Here is a 20,246-nt window from a genome sequence, read left to right on the forward strand (position 1 = left end):
CTACCCCGGGGCCGATGCTGGACAGGCATGACGACCCCTTCCTCAAAGGCCCAGGGCAGCGGTGTGCCCGCGGCCACCCCGGACAAGCCCCCTGCCACCACGCCGGACAGCGCCAGCGCCCCCGCTCCCGACACGGCTTCCGACGCGGCTCCCGCCCCCAGCCCCCGGCGCTGGCTGATCCTCGCCGTCGCGTCGGCGGCCCAGTTCCTCGCCGTGCTCGACATGATCGCGGTGAACATCGCCTTCCCCGCGATCGGCGCGGACTTCAGCTCCGCGTCCACCGCCGAGCTGTCCTGGGTGCTCAACGCCTACACGATCGTGCTCGCGGCGCTGCTGGTCCCGGCCGGGCGGCTGGCCGACGCGATCGGCGGGCGGCGCTCGTTCCTGACCGGTATCGCGCTCTTCGGGCTCGCCTCCCTCGCCTGCGGGGCCGCCCCCGGGCTCGGCACGCTGATCGCCGCGCGCGTGGCGCAGGGCGTGGCGGCGGCCGTCCTGGTGCCCACCTCCCTCTCGCTCGCCCTGCCCGCCTTCCCGCGGCGTGAGCGGGCCACGGCCGTCGGCGTCTGGACGGCGGTGAGCGCGGTCGCGGCGAGTTCTGGGCCGGTGGCGGGCGGGCTGCTGGCCGCCTCCGACTGGCGCTGGATCTTCCTCATCAATCCGCCCGTGGTGCTGGTGGCATGGGTGGCCGGGCTGCGGCTGCTGCCGCGCACCGGGCCCGTCCCCGGTGGGCGCCGCCGCCTCGATCCGCTGGGCACGCTGCTGGTCCTCCTCGGCACCGGGGCCGTCACCACCGCCTGTGTCGAGGCCGCGGACTGGGGCTACGGCGCCCCGGCCACCCTCGGCTTCCTCGCCACCGGCCTGGTTGTGGGCGCGCTGGCCGTGGCGCACGTACGCCGCCACCCCGATCCGGTGGTGGACCCCGGGCTGTTCCGGACCCGTGCCTTCACCGCCGCCGCGCTCGGTCTGCTGAGCTACTTCCTCGCCTACGCCGCCTCGCTGCTCGCCGCGACGCTGCTGTTCACCGGGGCGTGGGGCTGGTCCCCGGCCAGGGCGGGCCTGGCCGTCACGCCCTGGCCGCTGGCCGTCCTGGTGGTGTCGACGCTGTCGGGGCGGATCGTACGGGCGCTGGGGGAGCGGACCACGGCCGTCGTCGGCGGGCTGTGCTTCGCGGCCGGGCCGATGTGGTGGGTGCTTCTCGCGGGCGGCGACGGCGCCCACTACGCCGTGGAGTTCATGCCCGGACTGGTGCTCACCGGGATCGGCGCGGGGCTCTACCAGCCGGTGATGTTCTCGGCCGCCGGGCTGCTTCCGGCCCGCCGGCTCTCCCTCGGCTCCGGGGTGCTGATGATGTCCCGGCAGGGTGGTTCGGCCCTGGGCGTCGCGGCGCTGGTCGTGATCACCGGGGGCGCGGCGCGGCCGGGGCTCGACGCGTTGCGCGCCGGGTGGATCTTCACGGCAGTGACCGCGGCGCTCGCGGCCGTCGCGGGCGCCGCCTTGCGCACGGGCGTTCGTCATGAGACCGGGGAGACCGGGAAGAATCGAACCGATTCGGGGGAGAACCGCGGATCCGGCAGGGACCCCGCCCGGCACCATTGACGTGCCCGTGCCAGCTGCTTAGCGTGCTGATCGGTCCCTGGGTTCTCCGCAGGCATGACGACGACGAGCTGAGCGGGGAGGGCGGATGAGTCTCTTCGAGGATGGACGGCCCTTTCTGCACGCGCTGCCCGCCGAGGACCGGCGCGCGCTGCTCGGCCTTGGCACCCCCCGCGCCTACGCCGCCGGCGAGGTCGTGCTGCGCGAGCACGACCGTACGACCTTCGTCGTCGCGATCACCTCCGGCTGGTCCACCGTCTCGGTGGAGACCGAGCGCGGGGTGCGGCTGATCCTGGCGCTGCGCGGGGCGGGCGAGGTCGTGGGCGACCAGGCCGCGGTGGACCACGGTTCGCGCAGCGCCACCGTCACCGCGCTCGGCCCGATGGAGGCGGTGGTGGTCTCCGGCGACCGGTTCCGGGCCTATCTGGCCGCGCGTCCCGTCGCGACCGTGCTGATCATGCGTCAGTTCAGCTCCCGGCTGCGCAGCTCCGACGGGGAGCGGCGGTCACTCGCCTCGGAGAAGGTGCTCCAGCGGCTGGCGGCCCGGCTGGTCGAACTCGCCGAGCGCACCGGCCACCCCGCCGCCGACGGCGCGATCACCGTCGATCTGCCGCTGCCGCAGCACGACATAGCGGCCGCGGTGGGCTCGACCCGGGAGGCGGTCGCCAAGGCGCTGCGGCTGCTGCGCGCCCAGGGCGTCGTCCGGACCGCCTCGCGCCGCTTCGTGGTGATGAACATCGGGCTGCTGCGGCTGCTGGCCGAGGGCCGTGCGACGGGGGAGCACATCCCGGCCCGCCCCCGCGATTGAGCGCGGGCGCGCACTCCCCACGCCTTTCCGCGCGACTGTGTAAACGGCTACAGCCGTCCCGCCGTTCCCCGGCGACCCTGGAGTCGGCACAGGGCGCTGGGCCGTGAGCGACGGGGGTGCGCACGGCCGGGCCCTGCCCGGAGAAGTACCACCGGACAGGGTCCAAGCGCCCCGCACCGGAGAAGGGCGGCGGGGTGGGCAGGGGGACGAGCCCCGCCGCCCGCTTCGCGCATTCACCGGCACCCCATCACCACCGCCCCGGGACACGGGGGCCACGGCATGAAGGACGGCGGGCGATGAACGCAGCGGAAGACGTCAACGTCCCGGCGGAGTCTCCGGGACGACGGCTGGAGATCCCCAAAGGCGGCCCGCTGGACGGGGCGGGCCAGCCGGGCGGCGCCCGTACGGCGCGCGAGGCACGCGCCCATCTGCACATCCCCGTCGGCCCCGCCCGGCTGTGCGCCGAACCGGCACCCCATCCCCTGCCCGAAGGCCCGGTGCCCCGCGAGGAGCTGGACCGGCTGCGCCGCCTGTACCGGACCGTTCCCGGCCATACGGCGATGCGCGACCATCTGCGGCGTACCGGGCTGCTGGCGCTGTGCGGCGAACCCGGCACCGGGCGCGCCTGGACCGGGCTCGCCCTTCTCGCCGAGCTGTCCGAGCTGGCCGGTGGCGGGGTCGCCCGGCTCGGGTCCGGCATCCCGTACGGGGCGTCGGGTACGCAGACGACCGAGAAGACCGAGCGGGGCCATGGCTATCTCCTCGAACTCCCCGCCGAACAGGCCGACTCCACGGTCGAGTCCCTGCTGGACCGGCTGCGCGCACACTTCGCCGAGCACGAGGCGTTCTGCGTGGTCCTGGTCGCGGGCGGCCCGGCCGCCGAGCGGCTGCTGCGCGGCCGCCGCCACGCCGTGCCGTACCAGCCCCCGGCCGCCGCCGAGGTCCTCGACCGCCACTTGGCCGAGCTGCTCGCCGACCGCCCGGCCGAACTCCTGGAGACGGCCCGCGCCACCGCCCGCCGCCCCGAACTGGCCGAGGCGCTCGGCCTGGACGAGCCGCGGCCCGGCGAGGCCGCCCGGCTCGCCGGCCATCTGGCCGCGCACGCCGAGGGCAGGCTGTCCGAGGAGCGGCTGCTGGAGCACTGCCGGTCATTCGCGCCGCACCAGGCCCGTGAGTGGCTTCTGGAGGCCGCGCACCCCGGCACCCTGCCCGCCGCGCTGCCCGCGCTGCGCACCGCCGCGCTGCGGATCGCGCTCGCCGTTTTCGACGGCTCGTCGCACAGCCTCATGGCGGAGGCCGCCGAGCTGCTGACCTGGGAACTGGCCGTCACGCTCGATCCGCAGTACGCACCGGGCCGCCCGCTGTTCTCCGCCCGCCCCGGGGCCTCGCTCACCATGGCGCGCGCGGTTCACGGCGAGGGGGTGGAGGACCTCGGGGACGCCTCGGTGCCCGTGCGCGCGGTGTGGTTCGAGGGGCGGCGCCTGGCGCCCGCCGTGCTCCACGAGTCCTGGGACGCCCACCACAACCTCCGTGGCCCGATGGCCCGTTGGCTGCGCGCGCTGTGCGACGATCCGCGCCCCCAGGTGTGGGTGCGCGCGGCGGTCGCCGCGGGCGTGCTGTGCGCCCGCGACTATCTCTACGGCCTGGTCGAGCTGGCCCTGCCGCTGGCCCGCACCGACAGCCCGGTGCAGCGGATGGCGGCGGCCACCGCGCTCGCCGAGGCGTCCCGCGCCCCGGAGGTGCGGTCCGCCGTGAACGGACTGCTGCACGACTGGGCGCGCGGCGACGACGAGCGCGAGTGCGAGACGGCCGCGCTCGCCCACGGCTACGGCCTGGCGGCCGGCTCGGTCGCGGCGTCCCTGGAGGAACTCGGCCGGATCGCCTGCGCCGACGACGGCCGCACCACCTCCTACAGCGTGTTGCGGCTGCTGGCCGGGCCCGAACCGGAGACCGTACTGACCGCGCTCACCCGCTGGCTGCGCGACACCCGGCGGCCCCGCCGGGACCTGGCGCTGCTCACGGCGCTGCGCGCGGTCACCACCCGCACCTCGTATCTGTGGGGGCTGTGCGAGGTGCCGGAGCTGGAGCCGTACGCCGCCTGGCCGCTGGCCACGGCGCTGCTGGCGGCCCGTCCGGAGTGCGAGCCACGGCTCGCCGAGCTGCTGCGGTCCACGCTGACCTGGGCCAGATCGGCCGGAGCCGCCGAGGACGCGCTGGTCGGCTGGATCCGGCGGGCGGCCCGCGACGAACGACAGGTCGCCGTGTTGTGCGACTTTCTGCCCCGGCTGGCGCAGGACGGTGACGAGCCGCTCGACGCCGGGGCGGCCATACGCATACGGGAGGTGCTGGAGGCGCTGTGAGGAGAAGGACATCAATGGTGAAAGAGACAGAGGACCCGAAAGACACGGAGATCGCATACGACAGCACGGCGGACCGGGCGAGGCCGGCGGGCGCGGGGGCCCGCCGAGTCTCGGTCACCGGGGCGCGCATGCTGCGTGAGGCGCTGCGCGACGGCGGCGATGCCCTGCCCGCCGCGCTGCGGGAGGCCGACGACGGCCTGCTGCTGAGCGCGCTCGACGAGGGGCTGCCCGCCGAGCGGGCCACCCGCGTCGTGGTCGAGCTGGTGCGCCGCGCGCCCGAGCGCGGACCGGAGCTGGCGGCCGCGGTCTGCGAGAAGGTGCTGCTCGCGCAGCTCTATCTCGACCCGCCGCACCGGGTGCCGGGCGGTTCGGCCGCGGACCCCGGCCGCCGGCTGCGGGTGCGCAACGCGCTGATGCTGTACGAGGGGCTGGTCCGCCCGTACGCGGGGCGCGGTGCGATACCGGAGCTGATGGCGTGCGTCCTGCCCGGTCTGTGGGTGGCGGGCGACGGCGCGGGCCGTGAGGTGGTGCGCCGGATCGTCGGCACCCGGCAGCTCACCGGGTTCGGTGAGAAGGGCTGGAAGGCGCTGTTCGGCGGCGTGGCCGAGGAGTGCCGGGAGTACGAGGCGGAGGCGGCCCGCGCCACCCGGCGCGAGACGCGGTGGCGCCGGCGGCGCGGGGTGGCCGACGACGCCGCGCGTCTCGATCTGAAGCCCGGCCAGCTGTGGGTCTCCGCCCTGCTGGGATTCATCGCGGTGGCGCTGGTGCTGATCGTGGTGATCGCGGCCGGATAACCGAGCGCGGCCGGATAGCCGAGCGCGGCCCGAGAGCCGAGCGCGGCCGGACGGCCGCCCCGCGCGGCCGGGCGCGGGCCCCGCCCCCGCCGGGTCCCGCCCGGCGCCGCGCATTCGTCACCCCCTCCTCCGCCGAACCCCTCCTCCGCCGAATCGCGGTCGGCGAGAGAGATCCGTCTCGCCGAGCGTTCACAATGCGCCGCGAGCGGCGAAGATGGGGGCATGGGATTCCATGTCGACTCCGAGGCCGGGCGGCTGCGCCGCGTCATACTGCACCGCCCCGACCTGGAGCTCAAGCGGCTCACCCCGTCCAACAGGGACGCTCTGCTCTTCGACGACGTCCTGTGGGTGCGCCGGGCCCGCCAGGAGCACGACGGGTTCGCCGACGTCCTGCGGGACCGCGGGGTCGAGGTCCATCTCTTCGGGGATCTGCTCACCGAGAGCCTGGCCCAGCCGGAGGCGCGGTCGCTGGTGCTGGACCGGGTCTTCGACGAGAAGGAGTACGGCCCGCTGGCCACCGACCCGCTGCGCGCCGCCTTCGACGAGCTGACCGCCCCCGAGCTGACCGAGGCGCTGATCGGCGGCATGACCAAGCGGGAGTATCTGGCGCGGTACCCGGAGCCGGTCTCCGTCCGCTTCCACGCCATGGAGCCCGATGACTTCCTGGTCAACCCGCTGCCCAACCACCTCTTCACCCGGGACGCCTCGGCATGGGTGTACGACGGGGTGTCGATCAACGCGATGCGCTGGCCCGCCCGCTGGCACGAGACGGTGCACTACGAGGCCGTCTACCGCCATCACCCGCTCTTCGCGAAGGAGGACTTCCACGTCTGGTCGGAGGGCCAGGCCGCGTACCCCTCGACCATCGAGGGCGGGGATGTGCTGGTGCTCGGCAAGGGCGCGGTGCTGATCGGGATGAGCGAGCGGACCACTCCGCAGGCGGTGGAGATGATCGCCCACCGGCTCTTCGAGGCCGGTTCGGCCCGGACGATCGTGGCGCTCGACATGCCCAAGGGGCGGGCGTTCATGCACCTGGACACCGTGATGACCATGGTGGACGGGGACACCTTCACCCAGTACGCGGGGCTGGGGATGCTCCGCTCGTACACCATCGAGCCGGGCGCGGGCAGCCGGGACCTCAAGGTCACCGACCATCCGCCGGAGCATATGCACCGCGCGATAGCCGCGGCCCTCGGCCTGGACTCCATCCGTGTGCTCACCGCCACCCAGGACGTCCACGCGGCCGAGCGCGAGCAGTGGGACGACGGCTGCAATGTGCTCGCGGTCGAACCGGGCGTGGTGGTCGCCTACGAGCGGAACGCGACGACCAACACCTATCTGCGCAAGTGCGGGATCGAGGTCATCGACATCCCGGGCAGCGAGCTGGGCCGGGGCCGGGGCGGCCCGCGGTGCATGAGCTGTCCGGTCGAGCGGGACCCGGTGGAGCCGTAAGGCGAGGGTTCACCTTCCGTCCTCCGCATATATGCAGAGTATCGTATATGCTTCCATGGTTTCCGGCCGCGGCGCCTTCGCCGTAGCTTTGATCCGCCGTGTCCGTCGTGTCCATGCCGTGCCCTAGGAGCCCCCTGATGGCGATTGACCTCACCGGCCGCCACTTCCTCAAGGAGCTGGACTTCACCGCCGACGAGTTCCGTCGCCTGATCGACCTGGCCGCCGAGCTGAAGGCGGCCAAGCGCGCGGGCACCGAGGAGCGGCGGCTGCGGGGCAAGAACATCGCCCTGGTCTTCGAGAAGACCTCCACCCGCACCCGCTGTGCCTTCGAGGTCGCGGCCGCCGACCAGGGCGCCTCGACGACCTATCTCGATCCGGTGGGCTCACAGATCGGTCACAAGGAGTCGGTCAAGGACACCGCGCGGGTGCTCGGCCGGATGTATGACGCGATCGAGTACCGGGGCCATGGCCAGGGCGTCGTCGAGGAGCTCGCCGCGCACGCCGGGGTGCCCGTCTACAACGGCCTCACCGACGAATGGCACCCCACCCAGATGCTCGCCGATGTGCTGACCATGGCCGAGCACAGCGAGAAGCCGCTGGACCGCGTCGCCTACGCCTACCTCGGCGACGCCCGGTACAACATGGGCAACTCCTACCTCGTCACCGGCGCCCTGCTCGGCATGGACGTCCGTATCGTCGCGCCCAAGCTGCTGTGGCCCGACAACACCATCGTGGAGCTGGCCCGGCAGCTCGCCGCGGCCTCCGGCGCCCGGATCTCGCTCACCGAGAGCGTCGAGGAGGGCGTGCGCGGTGCGGACTTCGTGGCCACCGACGTATGGGTGTCCATGGGCGAGCCCAAGGAGGTGTGGGACGAGCGGATAGCGCTGCTCGGGCCGTACGCGGTGACGATGGACGTGCTGCGCGCCACGGGCAACGACGCCGTGAAGTTCCTGCACTGCCTGCCGGCCTTCCATGACCTGGGCACCGACGTCGGCCGTGAGGTCCATGAGCGGCACGGGCTGACCGAGCTCGAGGTCACCGACGAGGTCTTCGAGTCCGAGCACTCCGTCGTCTTCGACGAGGCGGAGAACCGGATGCACACGATCAAGGCGGTGCTGGTCGCGACCCTCGGCGCTCCGTAAGGCGGTCTGGGGGCGGCGCTTCGTAAGGCGGCCCGCGAGGCATTCCAAGGGCGCCCTCAAGGCTCCTCGGGGCGCTCCATGGGCGGAAGGACGAACCAGACGGCCTTGCCGTAGGGGGTCGGCCGGTAGCCCGCGTCCGCGCTGAGGGTCCGGATCAGCAGCAGACCGCGCCCGCCCTCGGCGAGGCCGTCGGGTCTCTTGGGCCCTTCGGGCCGCCCCAGCGAGTCCAGCCCGCCGGGCGGATTCGGGTCCTGGTCGTGCACCTCGACCTGCCAGCCCCCGGTCGGCACCAGCTCCACGACCAGCTCTATCGGCTCGTCGCCGGCCGTGTGCCGCACCGCGTTGGCCACCAGCTCGGCCGTCAGCAGCTCCGCCGTGTCGCCGTCCACGGGCGCCCCGATGTCGGCCAGGGTGTTCCGGATCAGCGCACGTGCCAGGGGGACGGCGGCGGTCGTATGCGGCAGGGCGAAGCGCCAGGTGGCGGCGTGGGAGGGATCGGGCACGGAGGTGGTCCCGTCGGTTGGCGTGAAGCGGAATACCGCAGCCCTTGACGATATGAAGCGGACGATAGTGCCGGAAGGGACCGTGGACCACTCTTGGCGGGACCTAGGGACTGAAAGGTGTGTTCGCGCCAAAATAAGGCAAATAGGTAACACCGGTTGCCTCATGGGCTTCAGACGAGCGCCGCCCACGCCCCTTCCGAGAGCCCGAGCAGCCGCTCGACCGTGGCGGCGTCCGGCAGCGGACCGTGATCCCCGGTCACCTTGAGCGCGGACGCGGCCGTGATGTGGCCCAGCCGCAGCGCCGAGGTCAGCTCCCCGCCGCGCAGCAGCCCCGCCAGGAATCCGGCGGCGAAGGCGTCCCCCGCGCCGACCGGCTCCACCACCTCCGTACGCGGGGCCGGCACCGTGACCTCCGGCCCCTCGCCGAAGGCGGTCGCCGCACGTCCGCCGTCCTTGACGACGAGCAGGCGCGGACGCGGCAGCAGCTTGCGCACCCCGCCCGCGTCGAGGTCCGCGCCCCACAGGTGCTGCGCCTCGTCGAGGCCGACGAAGGTGATGTCGGCGCGGTCGGCCAGCTCGTGGAGGACCGTGGCGGCCGTGCCGTCCGGCCACAGCGCGGGGCGGTGGTTGACGTCGAAGCTGATGGCGTAGGGGCGGTCGGACGGAGGGGTGGCGAGCGCCCGTTCCACCAGGGCGCGGCAGGACGGGGAGAGCGCGGGGGTCACGCCCGTGAGGTGGAGCAGCGCCGCCGACCGGAGTCCGGGATCATCCAGAACGTCGGGTCCCAGTGCCGAGGCGGCCGAACCGCGCCGGTAGTAGTGCACGCGGGTGCCCGTGGGCCCCGGGTCCTTCACGAGCAGCCCCGTCGGCCGGTCCGGGTCGGACCGTACGCCCGAGACGTCCACGTTCGCCGCGGCGACGGCGGCACGCACCCGCCTGCCGAACGGATCGTCGCCGAGGGCCGAGCGCCACACGGCGGAAAGCCCCAGGTCCGCGAGGTACATCGCGACATTGGACTCCGCGCCCGCGACGGACAGCCGCAAGGCGTCGCCGGTATCCAGGGCCTCGGGTGGTTCGGGGGCGAGCGCGGCCATCGTTTCGCCGACACAGACCACGGTGCCGCCGACGGGAGGCCAGGACGCGGCGGTCCGCGGTTCCTCGCCGCCACGGGGCGCACCGGGCGTACCGACCGCACCGGGCACACCGGGCGCGGTCGTCGGCGGCGAGGCCGCCCGCGCTCCGCCGTCGCCCGCGGCACGCGGCGCGCTCACACCGAGCCCCCGGCCGGTCCGGCCGCCGGGCGGTACTCCGCCGCCGGTGGTCCCGGCACCCCCACCCGGACCGAGAACACGGCGCCGTCGTACGGGCCCGGCGCGGTGAGGCCCACCGTGGCCGTCGTGATGTGCAGGACGTCGCCCTGGAGGCAGACCCCGGCGGGCCGGCTCGCGGGCAGCCGCAGCGTCCGGTCGAGTTCGCCGTCCGGCCGGTACCGGCGTACCGTCCCCGTCCCCCAGACGGCGATCCACACGGCTCCCTCGTCGTCGACGACCATGCCGTCGGGGCTGCCGTCGACCACCGTGACGAATGTCGTCGGTGCGCCGAGTCCGCCCGTCGCCGGGTCGACGGGGTGGCGCCGGACGACTCCCCGGGCGCTGTCGGCCAGGTACATGGTGCGTCCGTCGGCCGTGAACGCGGGTCCGTTCGGCACCGAGATGCCGTCGAGGACCCGGGTCACCGCGCCGTTGTGGTCCACCCGGTAGAGGGAGCCCGCGCCCTCGTCGGCGTCGTAGGCCATGCTGCCCGCCCAGAACCTGCCGGACGGGTCGGCGGCGCCGTCGTTCATGCGCCGGGCGGGGCGGGCGGCCGCCTCGGGCCGTGCCAGCCAGGTGGTGGTGGAGTCGGGGCCGAGCAGGCAGATCCCGGTGCCCGCGGCGGCGATCCAGGTGCCGGGCCGGCCCGCCACGGGTGCCACCGCGCCCAGTGGTACGGGCAGTTCGGCCAGCGTCCGCAGCGGCGCGGTGGGGTCCTGGGGAGCGGTCAGCAGGCGGCCCTCGAGGATGTCGACGAGCACGAGGGCGTCGCCGGTCCAGCGGATGCCCTCGCCCAGGCCGAGGCGGTCGGGGCGGGTGGGGCGCGGGTCCTCGATCACGCGGTGGCCTCCTGGACCGCGGTGCGGAAGGCGCGGGCGCGTTCGCGCAGGGCGGCCGTGCCGCCGCCGTCCGCGGCGTCGCCGACGAGGGGCGAGCCGATGCCGACCGCGGTCGCCCCGGCGGCCAGATAGGCGCGGGCCGCGGCTTCGCCGACGCCGCCGACCGGTACCAACGCCTCGTGCGGGAAGGGCCCCCGCAGGGCCTCGAGATAGCCGGGCCCGCCGGCCTGGGCGGCCGGGAAGATCTTCAGCGCCTCGGCGCCGAGCGCGCGGGCACCGATGATCTCGGTCGGGGTCATGACCCCGGCGAGCACCGGGAGGCCCAGCTCGCGTGCGGTGGCCATCCCCGCGCCCAGGCCGGGGGTGACGGCGAAGTCGGCGCCCGCGCGGTGGGCGGCGCGGGCGTCGTCGGCGGTGAGCACGGTGCCCGCGCCGAGCGGACGGCCGGGGCCGAGGGCCGCACGGGCCCGTTCGATGACGGTCAGGGCGTCCTTGCCGGTCAGCGACACCTCGATCAGTTCGATGCCTTCGTCGGCCAGGGCCAGTACGGTGCGCAGCGCGGCCTCGGGGTCGCTGCCGCGCACGATGGCGACCAGCCGATGGGCGGCCAGGGCGGCTCGCAGATCCACGGGCGGAACTCCTCGTGAGGTTGGGCGGGTTCAGGGGCAGCGGCAGGCCGCGGTGAGCGTGAGCCGCCAGCGGACCTCGCCCGAGGCGGGTACCCGCGCGGCGTCGGCGGGGCCCGCGTCGGCGAGGTCGAAGACCCGGCCGAGCATCGGCTCGACTCCTGTGCTGCGATACGGGCTTTCGGCGGGGAAGCCGCCGAGGTTGCGCCAGAGGGCGACGGACAGCGGCTGCCCGTCGGCCTCCAGCGCGAGGGCCAGGCGTCGTGTGCCGTCGTGGACGCAGGCGTACGGGGTGTCCACGACCGCGCCGACCGCGGTGCCGTCGTCCGGCCCGAACCGGTCGAGGGCCAGGCCGAGCGGTGCGGGCCAGTCGCCCTCCACCCACGGCGCCCCGGCCGGCCAGGGCCGTTCCAGCAGCGGTGCGGCCTCCGGGAAGAGCCGGGCGCGCGCCCCCTCGGGCAGCCGCAGGGTCGCCCGCGGGGTCAGGTCGAGCAGGGCGTGGGCGGCCCAGACGAAGGCGAAGCCCGGGCCGGCGGTGAGGACGTAGTCGGCCTCGGCACCGTCGGCCGTACCGCGGATCGTGCGCGTCAGCGTGAACCGGTCGCAGCGCACGGTGTCCGCGTCCCCCTCGCGCCGCCAGGGGCGCGACCAGGCGTCGCCGTGGTCGGGGGTGCCGCGGACGGTGGGGACGCACTCCTCGAGGCCGCCCGCGTCCACGAAGGCGTCCCCGGGGCCCACGCGCTCCCGCTCCGGATCCGGGCGGTGCCACAGCCACTCATGTCCCCCGGCGCTCAGCGAGGTCCAGCGGCCGCCGTGCGCGGGATCGGTGACGATCTCCAGCACCGCGTCACCACTCCGCGAAGGAGCCGTCGGGGTGCCGCCAGACCGGGTTGCGCCAGGCGTGACCGGTGCGGTCGGCCGCGCGCACGGCCGCCTCGTCGATGGTGATGCCCAGCCCCGGGGCGTCGCCGCGGGGCGCATGGCCGGCCACGAAGCGGAACGGCTCGGGGTCGACGAGATACGACAGCAGGTCGGCGTCCTTGTTGTAGTGGATACCGCGGCTCTGCTCCTGGATCAGGAAGTTCGGGGTCGCGAACGCCACCTGGAGGCTGGCCGCGAGCGCGATGGGGCCGAGCGGGCAGTGCGGGGCGAGCTGGGCGCCGTAGGTCTCGGCCAGCGAGGCGATGCGGTGCACCTCGGAGATGCCGCCCGCGTGGGACAGATCGGGCTGCGCGACGGCGACACCGGCGGCGAGGACCGGCAGGAACTCCGTGCGCCCGTAGAGCCGTTCACCGGTGGCGAGGGGCACCGGGCTCGCGGCGACCAGGCCGGGGAGCAGATGGCTGAGCTCGGGGACGACGGGTTCCTCAACGAACAGCGGGTGGAGATCGGCCAGTTGGGCCAGGACGCGGCGGGCGCCCGCCGCGGTGAAGCGGCCGTGGAAGTCGACGGCCACGTCACGGTCCGGGCCCAGGGCCTCTCGGGCGGCGGCCACGCGGTCGACGACCGCGGCGGTCTCGGCCGTGGTGGGCAGCGGGGAGGTCGCCCCGGCGCCGTTCATCTTCACCGCCGTGAAGCCCGCCTCGACCTGCGCGGCTATCTGCTCGGACAGCTCGGCGGGCTCATCGCCGCCGACCCAGGCGTACACCCGGACGCGGTCGCGCACCGGCCCGCCCAGCAGGGCGTGCACGGGGGCGCCGTAGGTCTTCCCCGCGATGTCCCACAGGGCCTGGTCGAGCCCGGCGACGGCGCTGGACAGCACGGGTCCGCCCCGGTAGAAGCCGCCCTTGGTGAGCACCTGCCAGTGGTCCTGGATGCGCAGCGGATCGCGGCCGATCAGATAGTCCGCGAGGACATCGACGGCCGCGCGGACCACCTCGGCGCGCCCCTCGACGACGGGTTCGCCCCAGCCGACCACGCCCTCGTCGGTCTCGACGCGGCAGAACAGCCAGCGCGGCGGTACGAGGAAGGTCTCGATACGGGTGATCTTCACTGACCGGAGGGCCTTTCCGTGTGGTTGTCCGAGCCGCCGATCCGGTCCAGGTCGCGACCGGCCTGGTCGAGCAGGGCCCGCATGGCGGCTTCGGCGGCCCGCGGGTCCTGGGCGCGTACGGCGTCCAGGACGGCGCGGTGGGCGGGTACGGGATCCTGGCTGTGCGGGGAGCTGTGGACGATGCGGTCACGGTAGGCGAGGCCCGACTCGATCACCATCTCCATGCGCTCGAGGAGTTCGTTGTGGGTGGCGGCGAGCAGGGCGCGGTGGAAGGCGAGGTCGGCCTCGACGGCGTGGGCGGCGTCGGAGCCGCCCACCCCCATCGCGTCCACGGCGGCGTCCAGCGCCGCGAGGTCGTCCTCGGTGCGCCGCTCGGCGGCCAGGCGTACGGCCGCGGGCTCGATGATGCCGCGCACCTCGGCGAGATTGCCCAGCAGCGCGCTGCCGGCGTCGGTGGTGCGGTCGCTCTCGAACTGCCAGCGCAGCACGTCGGCGTCGAGCAGATTCCAGTCCGAGCGATTCCGCACGAAGGTGCCGCGCTTCTGACGGGCGTCGACCATCCCCTTGGCGGCCAGCACCTTCAGCGACTCGCGCAGAGCGGTCAGGCTGACATCCAGTTCGCTCTGGAGGGCCACCAGGTCCAGGGTGGCTCCTTCCGGGATGTCGCCGCTCAGCACGCGGCGCGCGAGGGCCTCCACGGTCTGGCCGTGCACGCCGCGGCGGGCGTAGGGCGTCATGTCGTCATGCCTTTCTGGTGCGGGCTGATCGCGGTGGTCATGCGGAGGACTTGACGACGCTCCAGCCGCCGTCCACGAGAAGACTCGCACCCGTGATGTACGTGGCCTCATGGGAGCCCAGGAAGGCGATGGCCGCGGCCACCTCCTCGGGGGTGCCGAAGCGCCCGGCCGCGGTCTCGGCGACGCTGCGCGCGCGGTCCTCGGCGGACACCCGGTCCCAGGCCGCCGTCAGGATCGGGCCGGGCAGCACGGCGTTCACCCGCACCTCGGGTCCGTACTCGACGGCGAGCTGCCCGCACAGGGACAGCAGCGCCCCCTTGGAGGCCGCGTAGGCGGGGTGGCCGGGGATGCCCTTGTGGGCGTGGACGGACGAGGTCAGGACGACGGCTCCGCGGCGGGCGCGCAGATCGTCCAGGACCGCCTTGAAGCCGAGGAAGGCCCCGGTGAGGTTGACGGCGAGCTGCCGCTGCCAGGAGTGCAGGGACGTTTCATGGGCGGGGGCGACGTCCACCGTGTACGCGTTGCTGACGAGCACGTCGACCGGGCCGAAGTCGCGGGCGGCGGCCGCGATCCGCGCCCAGCCCTCCTCCGCGGAGACGTCGGCGGTCACGAAGCGGGCGCGGCCGCCCTCCCCGCCGATCCGCTCGGCGACCGCCGTGCCACGCTCCTGGTCGATGTCGGCGAGCACGACGGCGGCGCCCTCCTGGGCGAGACGTTCGGCGGTGGCGGCGCCGATGCCGGAGGCGGCGCCGGTGACCACGGCGGTGTGGGCGGTGAAGCGGTCACCGTACCGGCGGGGCAGCTCCATCGGGGTTCGGGCTCCTTCGCTGTACGTCGGGCGGGGGCGGGTGCCGGTCGGCGGTCTCTACTGCCGTATCAGCACCACCAGTTCCGCGTCATGGTCGGCGCTCCAGACGAACGGCAGCCCGTAGTGGAGCAGATGGGCACCGCTGTAGGTGGTGGCCGACGCGGTGTCCCGGTAGTGGGCGGCCGGGTCGAGGCCGCGCAGCCGGAGCCGGGCCGGACGTCCCGGGACGAGCGGGGCTCCGTCCAGGCGGCCGGTGCCGAGCGCGGCGACGACGGTGCGTCCGTCGGGGCCGTCGGGGCTGTCGTACTGGACGCCGCAGGTGGCGTCCAGCGGGCTGCCCAGGAGCCGGGCCTCGCCGAGGTGGATGACCTCGCGCACCTCCTTGTAACGGGCGATCCAGCCGGCGGCCTCGGCGCGCTGCCCGGCGTCCCAGCGGCGCAGGTCGGCGCCGATGCCGAGGACTCCGCACATGGCGCCCACGAAGCGGAAGGCGAGGCTGCGCGGACGGGGGTCGAAGACACCGGGGGCGTCGGTGACCCAGGAGCTCATCACATGCGGGGCATGGGCGTGCAGAAAGCCGTGCTGGACGGACAGCCGGTCCAGGGGCGCGGTGTTGTCGCTGGGCCAGACGACGTCGGTGCGGGCGAGGGTCGCGTGGTCGATGCGTGCGCCACCGCCCGCGCACCCCTCGACGGTGACCCGGGGGTGGACGGCGCGCAGATGGTCCAGCACGCGCAGATAGCCGGCCACATGCTGGGCGTCCAGGTCGAGACGGTCGGCGGGACCGGCGCCCGGGCGGCCGCGCTCGGTCGGCGGCCGGTTCATATCCCATTTGAGATAGCTGATGTCGTGGCCGGTCAGCAGCCGGTCCAGGGTGCCGATGACGAAGTCCTGGACATCGGTCCGGCCCAGGTCGAGCGAGAGCTGATGGCGCACCAGCCGCGCCGGACGGCCGTCGATCCGGTACACCCAGTCGGGGTGTTCGGTGTGCAGCGCGCTGCCGGGGCTGACGGCCTCCGGTTCGATCCACAGACCGAAGTCGAGGCCGAGCGCCCGTACGTCCTCCACGAACCGGTCGAAGCCCTCCGGGAACGCCACCGGGTCGGGGTACCAGTCGCCCAGCCCTCCGGTGTCGTCGGCGCGGCCGGTGAACCATCCGTCGTCGACGACGAACAGCTCGGCCCCGATGTCCGCCGCCGTCTTCGCCAGTTCGAGCTGCGCCGCCGCGTCGACGTCGAAGGTGGTGGCCTCCCAGGAGTTGTAGAGCACCTTGCGGGGCCGGTGCAGCCGCTCGCCGGTCAGACGGCGTTCGTAGCGGTGCCAGACGCGGGACAGCCCGTCGAGCCCTTCGGCGCTGAAGGCGCAGGCCAGCCGGGGCGTGGTGAGGGTGTCACCGGGCGCCAGGCACACCACGCCTTCGTGCGGTACGCGGCCGGCCCGTACGCGCACGGCGCCGCCGGGCTCGGCCTCGGCGGTGATGTGCCAGTTGCCCGGCCATTCGAGGGCCACGCCATAGGCGGGGGCGTCCCCGGATTCCGCGGCGTCCTGGACCGCGAGCCAGGGCGCATAGGCGTGTCCCGGCACGCCCTGGTGGCTGCCCATGGTGAACGTGCCCCTGGACAGGGTGAGCTGGGTGCGCTGGAACTCCTGCGACCACTGGCCGGTGAGGTACGTCAGCCGGGCTCCGGCGGTGACGGGGACGTTCACCGTGGCGGAGTCGAAACGCTCCAGCCGCAGCTCCTCCTCGCCCGTGCAGCTGAGTTCGGTCCAGCGGTGGATGACGTCGGTGCCCGGCACCGTGGCGTAGCACAGGACCGTGCGCAGCCCGAGCAGATCGTCGGTGAAGGTCAGCCGCAGGCCGTCCGCCGACTCCTCGGCCGCCTCGAAGGCCCACCACGCGCCGCGCTCCGTACCGGGCCGCGCGGCCACCAGGTCGGCGCCGGTGAACGGCCGCAGCCCGTACGGCAGATACTCGGCGGGCGCGGCGTCGGCGGGGGTGATGAAGTGGGTGCGGTGCGACCAGTCCAGCGCGGACGGGCCGGTCTCCACGCCGTGCGGACCCCAGGCGTCGAGCTCGGCCCAGGGGCCGTCCGGGGACAGCCGTACGGTGTAGCTGGTGCGCTCGGTGCGCAGCGTCCAGCGCTGGTTCGGCGTCATTTCACCGCTCCGAGGTTGAGACCGGCCACGAAGTGGCGCTGGAACCGCAGGAAGACGGCCACGGTGGGCGCCGCGGCGATGACGGACCCGGCGGCGATCACGTTCCACATCGACACGTACTGGCCCTGGAGCCCGATGAGGGCGGCGGTGATGGGCATCTTGGTGTCGCTGCGCAGCACGGTGATGGCCCACAGCAGATCGTTGAAGATCCAGGTGAAGGACAGGGCGCTGAGCGCGGCGAGCGCCGGGCGGCTGAGCGGGAGGATGATCCGCCAGAAGATCTGCCAGGGACCGGCGCCGTCCACGACGGCGGCCTGCTGGATCTCCACCGGGATGGCCCGCATGAAGCCGTGCAGGACGAAGACGTAGAAGCCGACACCGAAGCCGATCTGCACACCGATGAGCGCGGGCAGCGTGTCGTAGACGCCGAGCAGTTCGCTCAGCTTGGACACCGGGATGAGCAGGATCTGCGGCGGAAGCAGATTGCCGCCGAGCATCAACAGCAGCAGGAAGCGGCGGAAGGGCACCTCGTAGCGGCTGAGGGCGAACGCGGCCATGGCGGCCAGGGCCAGGGTCACCAGGACGCACGGCACGGTCACGATCAGACTGTTGATCAGGGCGCGCTGCTGGCCGCCGTCGTTCCACGCCTGCTGGAAGTTGCCCAGGGTGAAGGAGTGGGGCCAACTGCCCAGGCCGTGGACGGAGATGTCGTCGAAGGAGCGCAGGCTCGTCACCACGACCAGGGCGATGGGCAGCAGCCACAGCGTGGCGAGCGCCCCGGCCCCCAGGTGGAAGCCGGCGGTCGCCGCGCGGCGCCTGCGCAGGGCCACGGAGCTGCGGAGTTCCGTCATCAGTCGGCCTCCCGGAAGGCGCGGACGAGGTAGGAGGCGATGACGCCGAAGGCCAGGATGAAGATGACGACGGCCAGGGCGGAGCCGTATCCCAGGCGCAGGGACTGGAAGGCGGTGGAGTACATGTAGGTGCTCAGCAGTTCGGACGAGTGGTAGGGGCCGCCCCGGGTCAGGGACCACACGACGTCGAAGGAGCGCAGCGAGTCGATGATGATCACCGACAGAACGACCGCGTTGACGCTGCGCAGCTGGGGCAGCGTCACATACCGGAACCGCTGCCAACGCCCCGCGCCGTCCACCCTGGCCGCCTCGTACAGCGCCGGGTCGATGCCCTTGAGCCCGGCCAGGTACAGCACCATCACATAGCCGACCTGGCGCCACAGCGCGGGCACGATGACCGCGTAGAGGGCGGTGTCCTGGTCGGCGAGCCAGGCGTGGCGCAGGCTCTCCAGGCCGACCGACTCCAGGACCTGGTTGAGCACGCCGTCGGGCTGGTAGATGGCCTGCCAGACCAGGGCGGTGGCGACCAGGGAGAACACGACGGGCAGGAACAGCGCGGCGCGGTAGAAGCCGACGCCCCGGCGCTCCTGCTGGAGCAGCAGGGCGGCACCGAGACCGAGGAGCGCGGACAGGCCGCCGAACAGCACCAGCCACAGCACGGTGTCGACGGCCGCGGTGCGGAACACCTCGTCGTGGACCATCTCGCCGAAGTTGCCCAGGCCGATGAACTCCGGTGCCGACACCCCGTCCCAGTCGGTCAGGGCGAGGTAGAAGCCCTGGAGCGCGGGCCAGAACACCCACAGCCCCTCGGCCAGCAGCGGGAGCAGGAGGAAGGCGAGTACCAGCGGGGGTGTGCGCCCAGGGCCCCGGGCCCGCCCGCCGCGGGGCGGGGGCGGGGCCGGGGACTTGCGCTCGGGCACGGTGCGGACGGCCACGTTCACGCCTTCCAGATCTTCTCGGCGTCGCGCTGCCAGTCGGTGAGGATCGAACCGATGCTCTTCGGCTTGGCCATGAACTTGGTCAGCGCGGTGTCCGCGGTGGGCTGGAGGGCGTCGCTCGAGTCGCGGTTGAAGAACTGGGTTATCTCGGCGGCCTCCTCGATGTGCTTGCGGCCCTTCTTCACCAGCGCGGTCCCGGCGTCCTTCGCGTCGGGGTGGCAGGGCAGGACGGTGCCCGACGAGCCCTTGATGTAGATCTCCTGCGCCTCGGCCGTGGCGAGGTAGCGCAGCAGCTCGAAGACCCCGTCCCGGCGTCCGGTGCGGGCGCTGGCGAAGTAGCCGTCCGTGGGCGCTTCCTCGGCGAGCGGGACCTTGGGGTCGATGACCGGGAAGCGGAAGAAGTCGATGTCGTCGAGGGCGCCCTTGGGCGCGGCGTCGGCGAAGAAGGTGCCGATGAGCATCATGCCGGTCCGGCCGGCGAGCAGGGCGGTGGTGGCGTCCTGGAAGGCGATGGCGGTGCCGTTGGGGTCGAAGTACGGGAGCAGCTCCTGCCAGCGGTCGAAGACCTTGCGCACCTCGGGGTCGTCGAAGCGGTGCTTTCCGGCGAGGAGTCGGCGGTGGTAGTCGGCGCCGTTGATGCGGATGTTGAGGTAGTCGAACCAGGCGGAGGCCACCCAGGGGGTGTTGCTGCCGGCGCCCAGACCGATCGGGGCCACACCCTTGGACTTCAGCTTGTCGCACAGGTCGAGGAAGTCGTCCCAGGTCCTGGGCTCCTTGACGCCCCACTTGGCGAAGTTGGACTTCCGGTAGAACACGCCCCACCAGTAGTAGGTGCTGGGCACGAAGACCTTCTTGCCTGCGGCCGAGGTGCACTGGGTGTTCAGCGCCTTGGAGTAGCCCTTGAGATCGGGCGAGGTCCACACCTCGCCGAGGTCGAGCAGCAGGTTCTTGCGCGCGTAGGTGTTCGCCACCGAGCCCGGGTACCAGGTGTACACATCCGGCGGATTGCCGGAGGTCAGGTAGGTGGGCAGCTGGGTGCGGAAGGTTTCGGCGGCGACGGTGTTGAGGCTGGCGCGCCCGGAGCCGCGCTTGGCGTAGGCGGCGACCAGATCCTCCATCGCCGCCTTCGCCTGCGGGGCGGACAGGTTGGACTGGAGGGTCACCGCTCCGCCCTTGGAGGAGCTCTTGCCGGAGGAGCCGGCGGTGACGCAGCCGCTGAGCAGCGCCGTCGTCCCGGCGGCGCCGAGACCGGCGAGGAACAGCCGTCGACCGGGGTGTGAGTTCGTCATGGAGTGCTCCTTGGGGATCCACTCGGCGGGACCCGGCCGTGCCATG

18 protein-coding genes are annotated in these 20,246 nt (G+C 73.6%); 6 read left to right on the plus strand and 12 right to left on the minus strand.

All coding sequences use genetic code 11. The features are described from left to right. Positions 1–27 precede the first annotated feature (27 nt). The 6 genes from AB0E24_RS24530 to argF all read left to right on the plus strand — a co-directional run bounded on the left by AB0E24_RS24530 (position 28) and on the right by argF (position 8,149). On the plus strand, positions 28–1,596 hold the full coding sequence (locus AB0E24_RS24530; RefSeq protein WP_359379904.1) for an MFS transporter: 1,569 nt from the start codon (positions 28–30) through the stop codon (positions 1,594–1,596). Between the two features lie 85 nt (positions 1,597–1,681). After that, complete coding sequence (locus AB0E24_RS24535) at positions 1,682–2,401, plus strand: Crp/Fnr family transcriptional regulator (RefSeq protein ID WP_079259278.1); 720 nt, start codon at positions 1,682–1,684, stop codon at positions 2,399–2,401. Positions 2,402–2,697: 296 nt separating this feature from the next. Next, positions 2,698–4,761: a hypothetical protein gene (locus tag AB0E24_RS24540; RefSeq protein ID WP_359379907.1), complete on the plus strand. Its 2,064-nt coding sequence runs from the start codon at positions 2,698–2,700 to the stop codon at positions 4,759–4,761. 14 nt (positions 4,762–4,775) lie between these two features. Continuing rightward, positions 4,776–5,555, plus strand: coding sequence for a hypothetical protein (locus AB0E24_RS24545; protein WP_359379909.1), 780 nt, complete (start codon positions 4,776–4,778; stop codon positions 5,553–5,555). A 222-nt stretch (positions 5,556–5,777) separates the two neighbouring features. Then, positions 5,778–7,007, plus strand: coding sequence for an arginine deiminase (locus tag AB0E24_RS24550; RefSeq protein ID WP_069867762.1), 1,230 nt, complete (start codon positions 5,778–5,780; stop codon positions 7,005–7,007). A gap of 137 nt (positions 7,008–7,144) precedes the next feature. Next, the gene (gene argF, locus AB0E24_RS24555; protein WP_069867761.1) at positions 7,145–8,149 is read left to right on the plus strand and encodes an ornithine carbamoyltransferase; all 1,005 of its coding nucleotides are present in this window, start codon (positions 7,145–7,147) and stop codon (positions 8,147–8,149) included. Between the two features lie 56 nt (positions 8,150–8,205). On the opposite strand, the gene AB0E24_RS24560 is transcribed toward argF, so the two are convergent. The 12 genes from AB0E24_RS24560 to AB0E24_RS24615 all read right to left on the minus strand — a co-directional run bounded on the left by AB0E24_RS24560 (position 8,206) and on the right by AB0E24_RS24615 (position 20,200). Beyond that, positions 8,206–8,652, minus strand: a complete 447-nt coding sequence (locus AB0E24_RS24560; RefSeq protein ID WP_069867760.1) for an ATP-binding protein — start codon at positions 8,650–8,652, stop codon at positions 8,206–8,208. Positions 8,653–8,822: 170 nt separating this feature from the next. Beyond that, a complete protein-coding gene (locus AB0E24_RS24565; protein WP_257788952.1) occupies positions 8,823–9,767 on the minus strand; it encodes a sugar kinase in 945 nt (314 codons plus the stop codon). Positions 9,768–9,919: 152 nt separating this feature from the next. Continuing rightward, positions 9,920–10,801 carry an SMP-30/gluconolactonase/LRE family protein gene (locus AB0E24_RS24570; protein WP_347236655.1) on the minus strand — a complete coding sequence of 294 codons (882 nt, stop codon included), beginning with the start codon at positions 10,799–10,801 and terminating at the stop codon, positions 9,920–9,922. After that, positions 10,798–11,430, minus strand: a complete 633-nt coding sequence (locus AB0E24_RS24575) for a bifunctional 4-hydroxy-2-oxoglutarate aldolase/2-dehydro-3-deoxy-phosphogluconate aldolase (RefSeq protein WP_069867758.1) — start codon at positions 11,428–11,430, stop codon at positions 10,798–10,800. The genes AB0E24_RS24570 and AB0E24_RS24575 overlap by 4 nt, the downstream gene beginning before the upstream one ends. Before the next feature lie 30 nt (positions 11,431–11,460). Next, the gene (locus AB0E24_RS24580; RefSeq protein WP_359379916.1) at positions 11,461–12,270 is read right to left on the minus strand and encodes a hypothetical protein; all 810 of its coding nucleotides are present in this window, start codon (positions 12,268–12,270) and stop codon (positions 11,461–11,463) included. Positions 12,271–12,274: 4 nt separating this feature from the next. After that, positions 12,275–13,420: a galactonate dehydratase gene (gene dgoD / locus AB0E24_RS24585; protein ID WP_069867756.1), complete on the minus strand. Its 1,146-nt coding sequence runs from the start codon at positions 13,418–13,420 to the stop codon at positions 12,275–12,277. Further along, positions 13,417–14,157 carry a FadR/GntR family transcriptional regulator gene (locus AB0E24_RS24590; protein WP_069867755.1) on the minus strand — a complete coding sequence of 247 codons (741 nt, stop codon included), beginning with the start codon at positions 14,155–14,157 and terminating at the stop codon, positions 13,417–13,419. Before AB0E24_RS24590 ends, dgoD begins: the two co-directional genes overlap by 4 nt. 37 nt (positions 14,158–14,194) lie before the next feature. Next, positions 14,195–14,965, minus strand: coding sequence for an SDR family NAD(P)-dependent oxidoreductase (locus AB0E24_RS24595; RefSeq protein WP_359379920.1), 771 nt, complete (start codon positions 14,963–14,965; stop codon positions 14,195–14,197). 57 nt (positions 14,966–15,022) lie between these two features. Further along, positions 15,023–17,122, minus strand: coding sequence for an alpha-galactosidase (locus tag AB0E24_RS24600; RefSeq protein ID WP_359379922.1), 2,100 nt, complete (start codon positions 17,120–17,122; stop codon positions 15,023–15,025). Then, positions 17,119–17,973, minus strand: a complete 855-nt coding sequence (locus AB0E24_RS24605; protein WP_069867752.1) for a carbohydrate ABC transporter permease — start codon at positions 17,971–17,973, stop codon at positions 17,119–17,121. Before AB0E24_RS24605 ends, AB0E24_RS24600 begins: the two co-directional genes overlap by 4 nt. Continuing rightward, the gene (locus tag AB0E24_RS24610) at positions 17,973–18,908 is read right to left on the minus strand and encodes a carbohydrate ABC transporter permease (RefSeq protein WP_069867751.1); all 936 of its coding nucleotides are present in this window, start codon (positions 18,906–18,908) and stop codon (positions 17,973–17,975) included. Before AB0E24_RS24610 ends, AB0E24_RS24605 begins: the two co-directional genes overlap by 1 nt. Positions 18,909–18,910: 2 nt before the next feature. Then, entirely contained in the window at positions 18,911–20,200 is a 1,290-nt protein-coding gene (locus AB0E24_RS24615; protein WP_359379926.1) for an ABC transporter substrate-binding protein, read from the minus strand. Positions 20,201–20,246 lie beyond the last annotated feature (46 nt).

The organism is Streptomyces malaysiensis subsp. malaysiensis (genome assembly GCF_040653035.1).
In the GTDB taxonomy this organism is placed as follows: domain Bacteria; phylum Actinomycetota; class Actinomycetes; order Streptomycetales; family Streptomycetaceae; genus Streptomyces; species Streptomyces malaysiensis.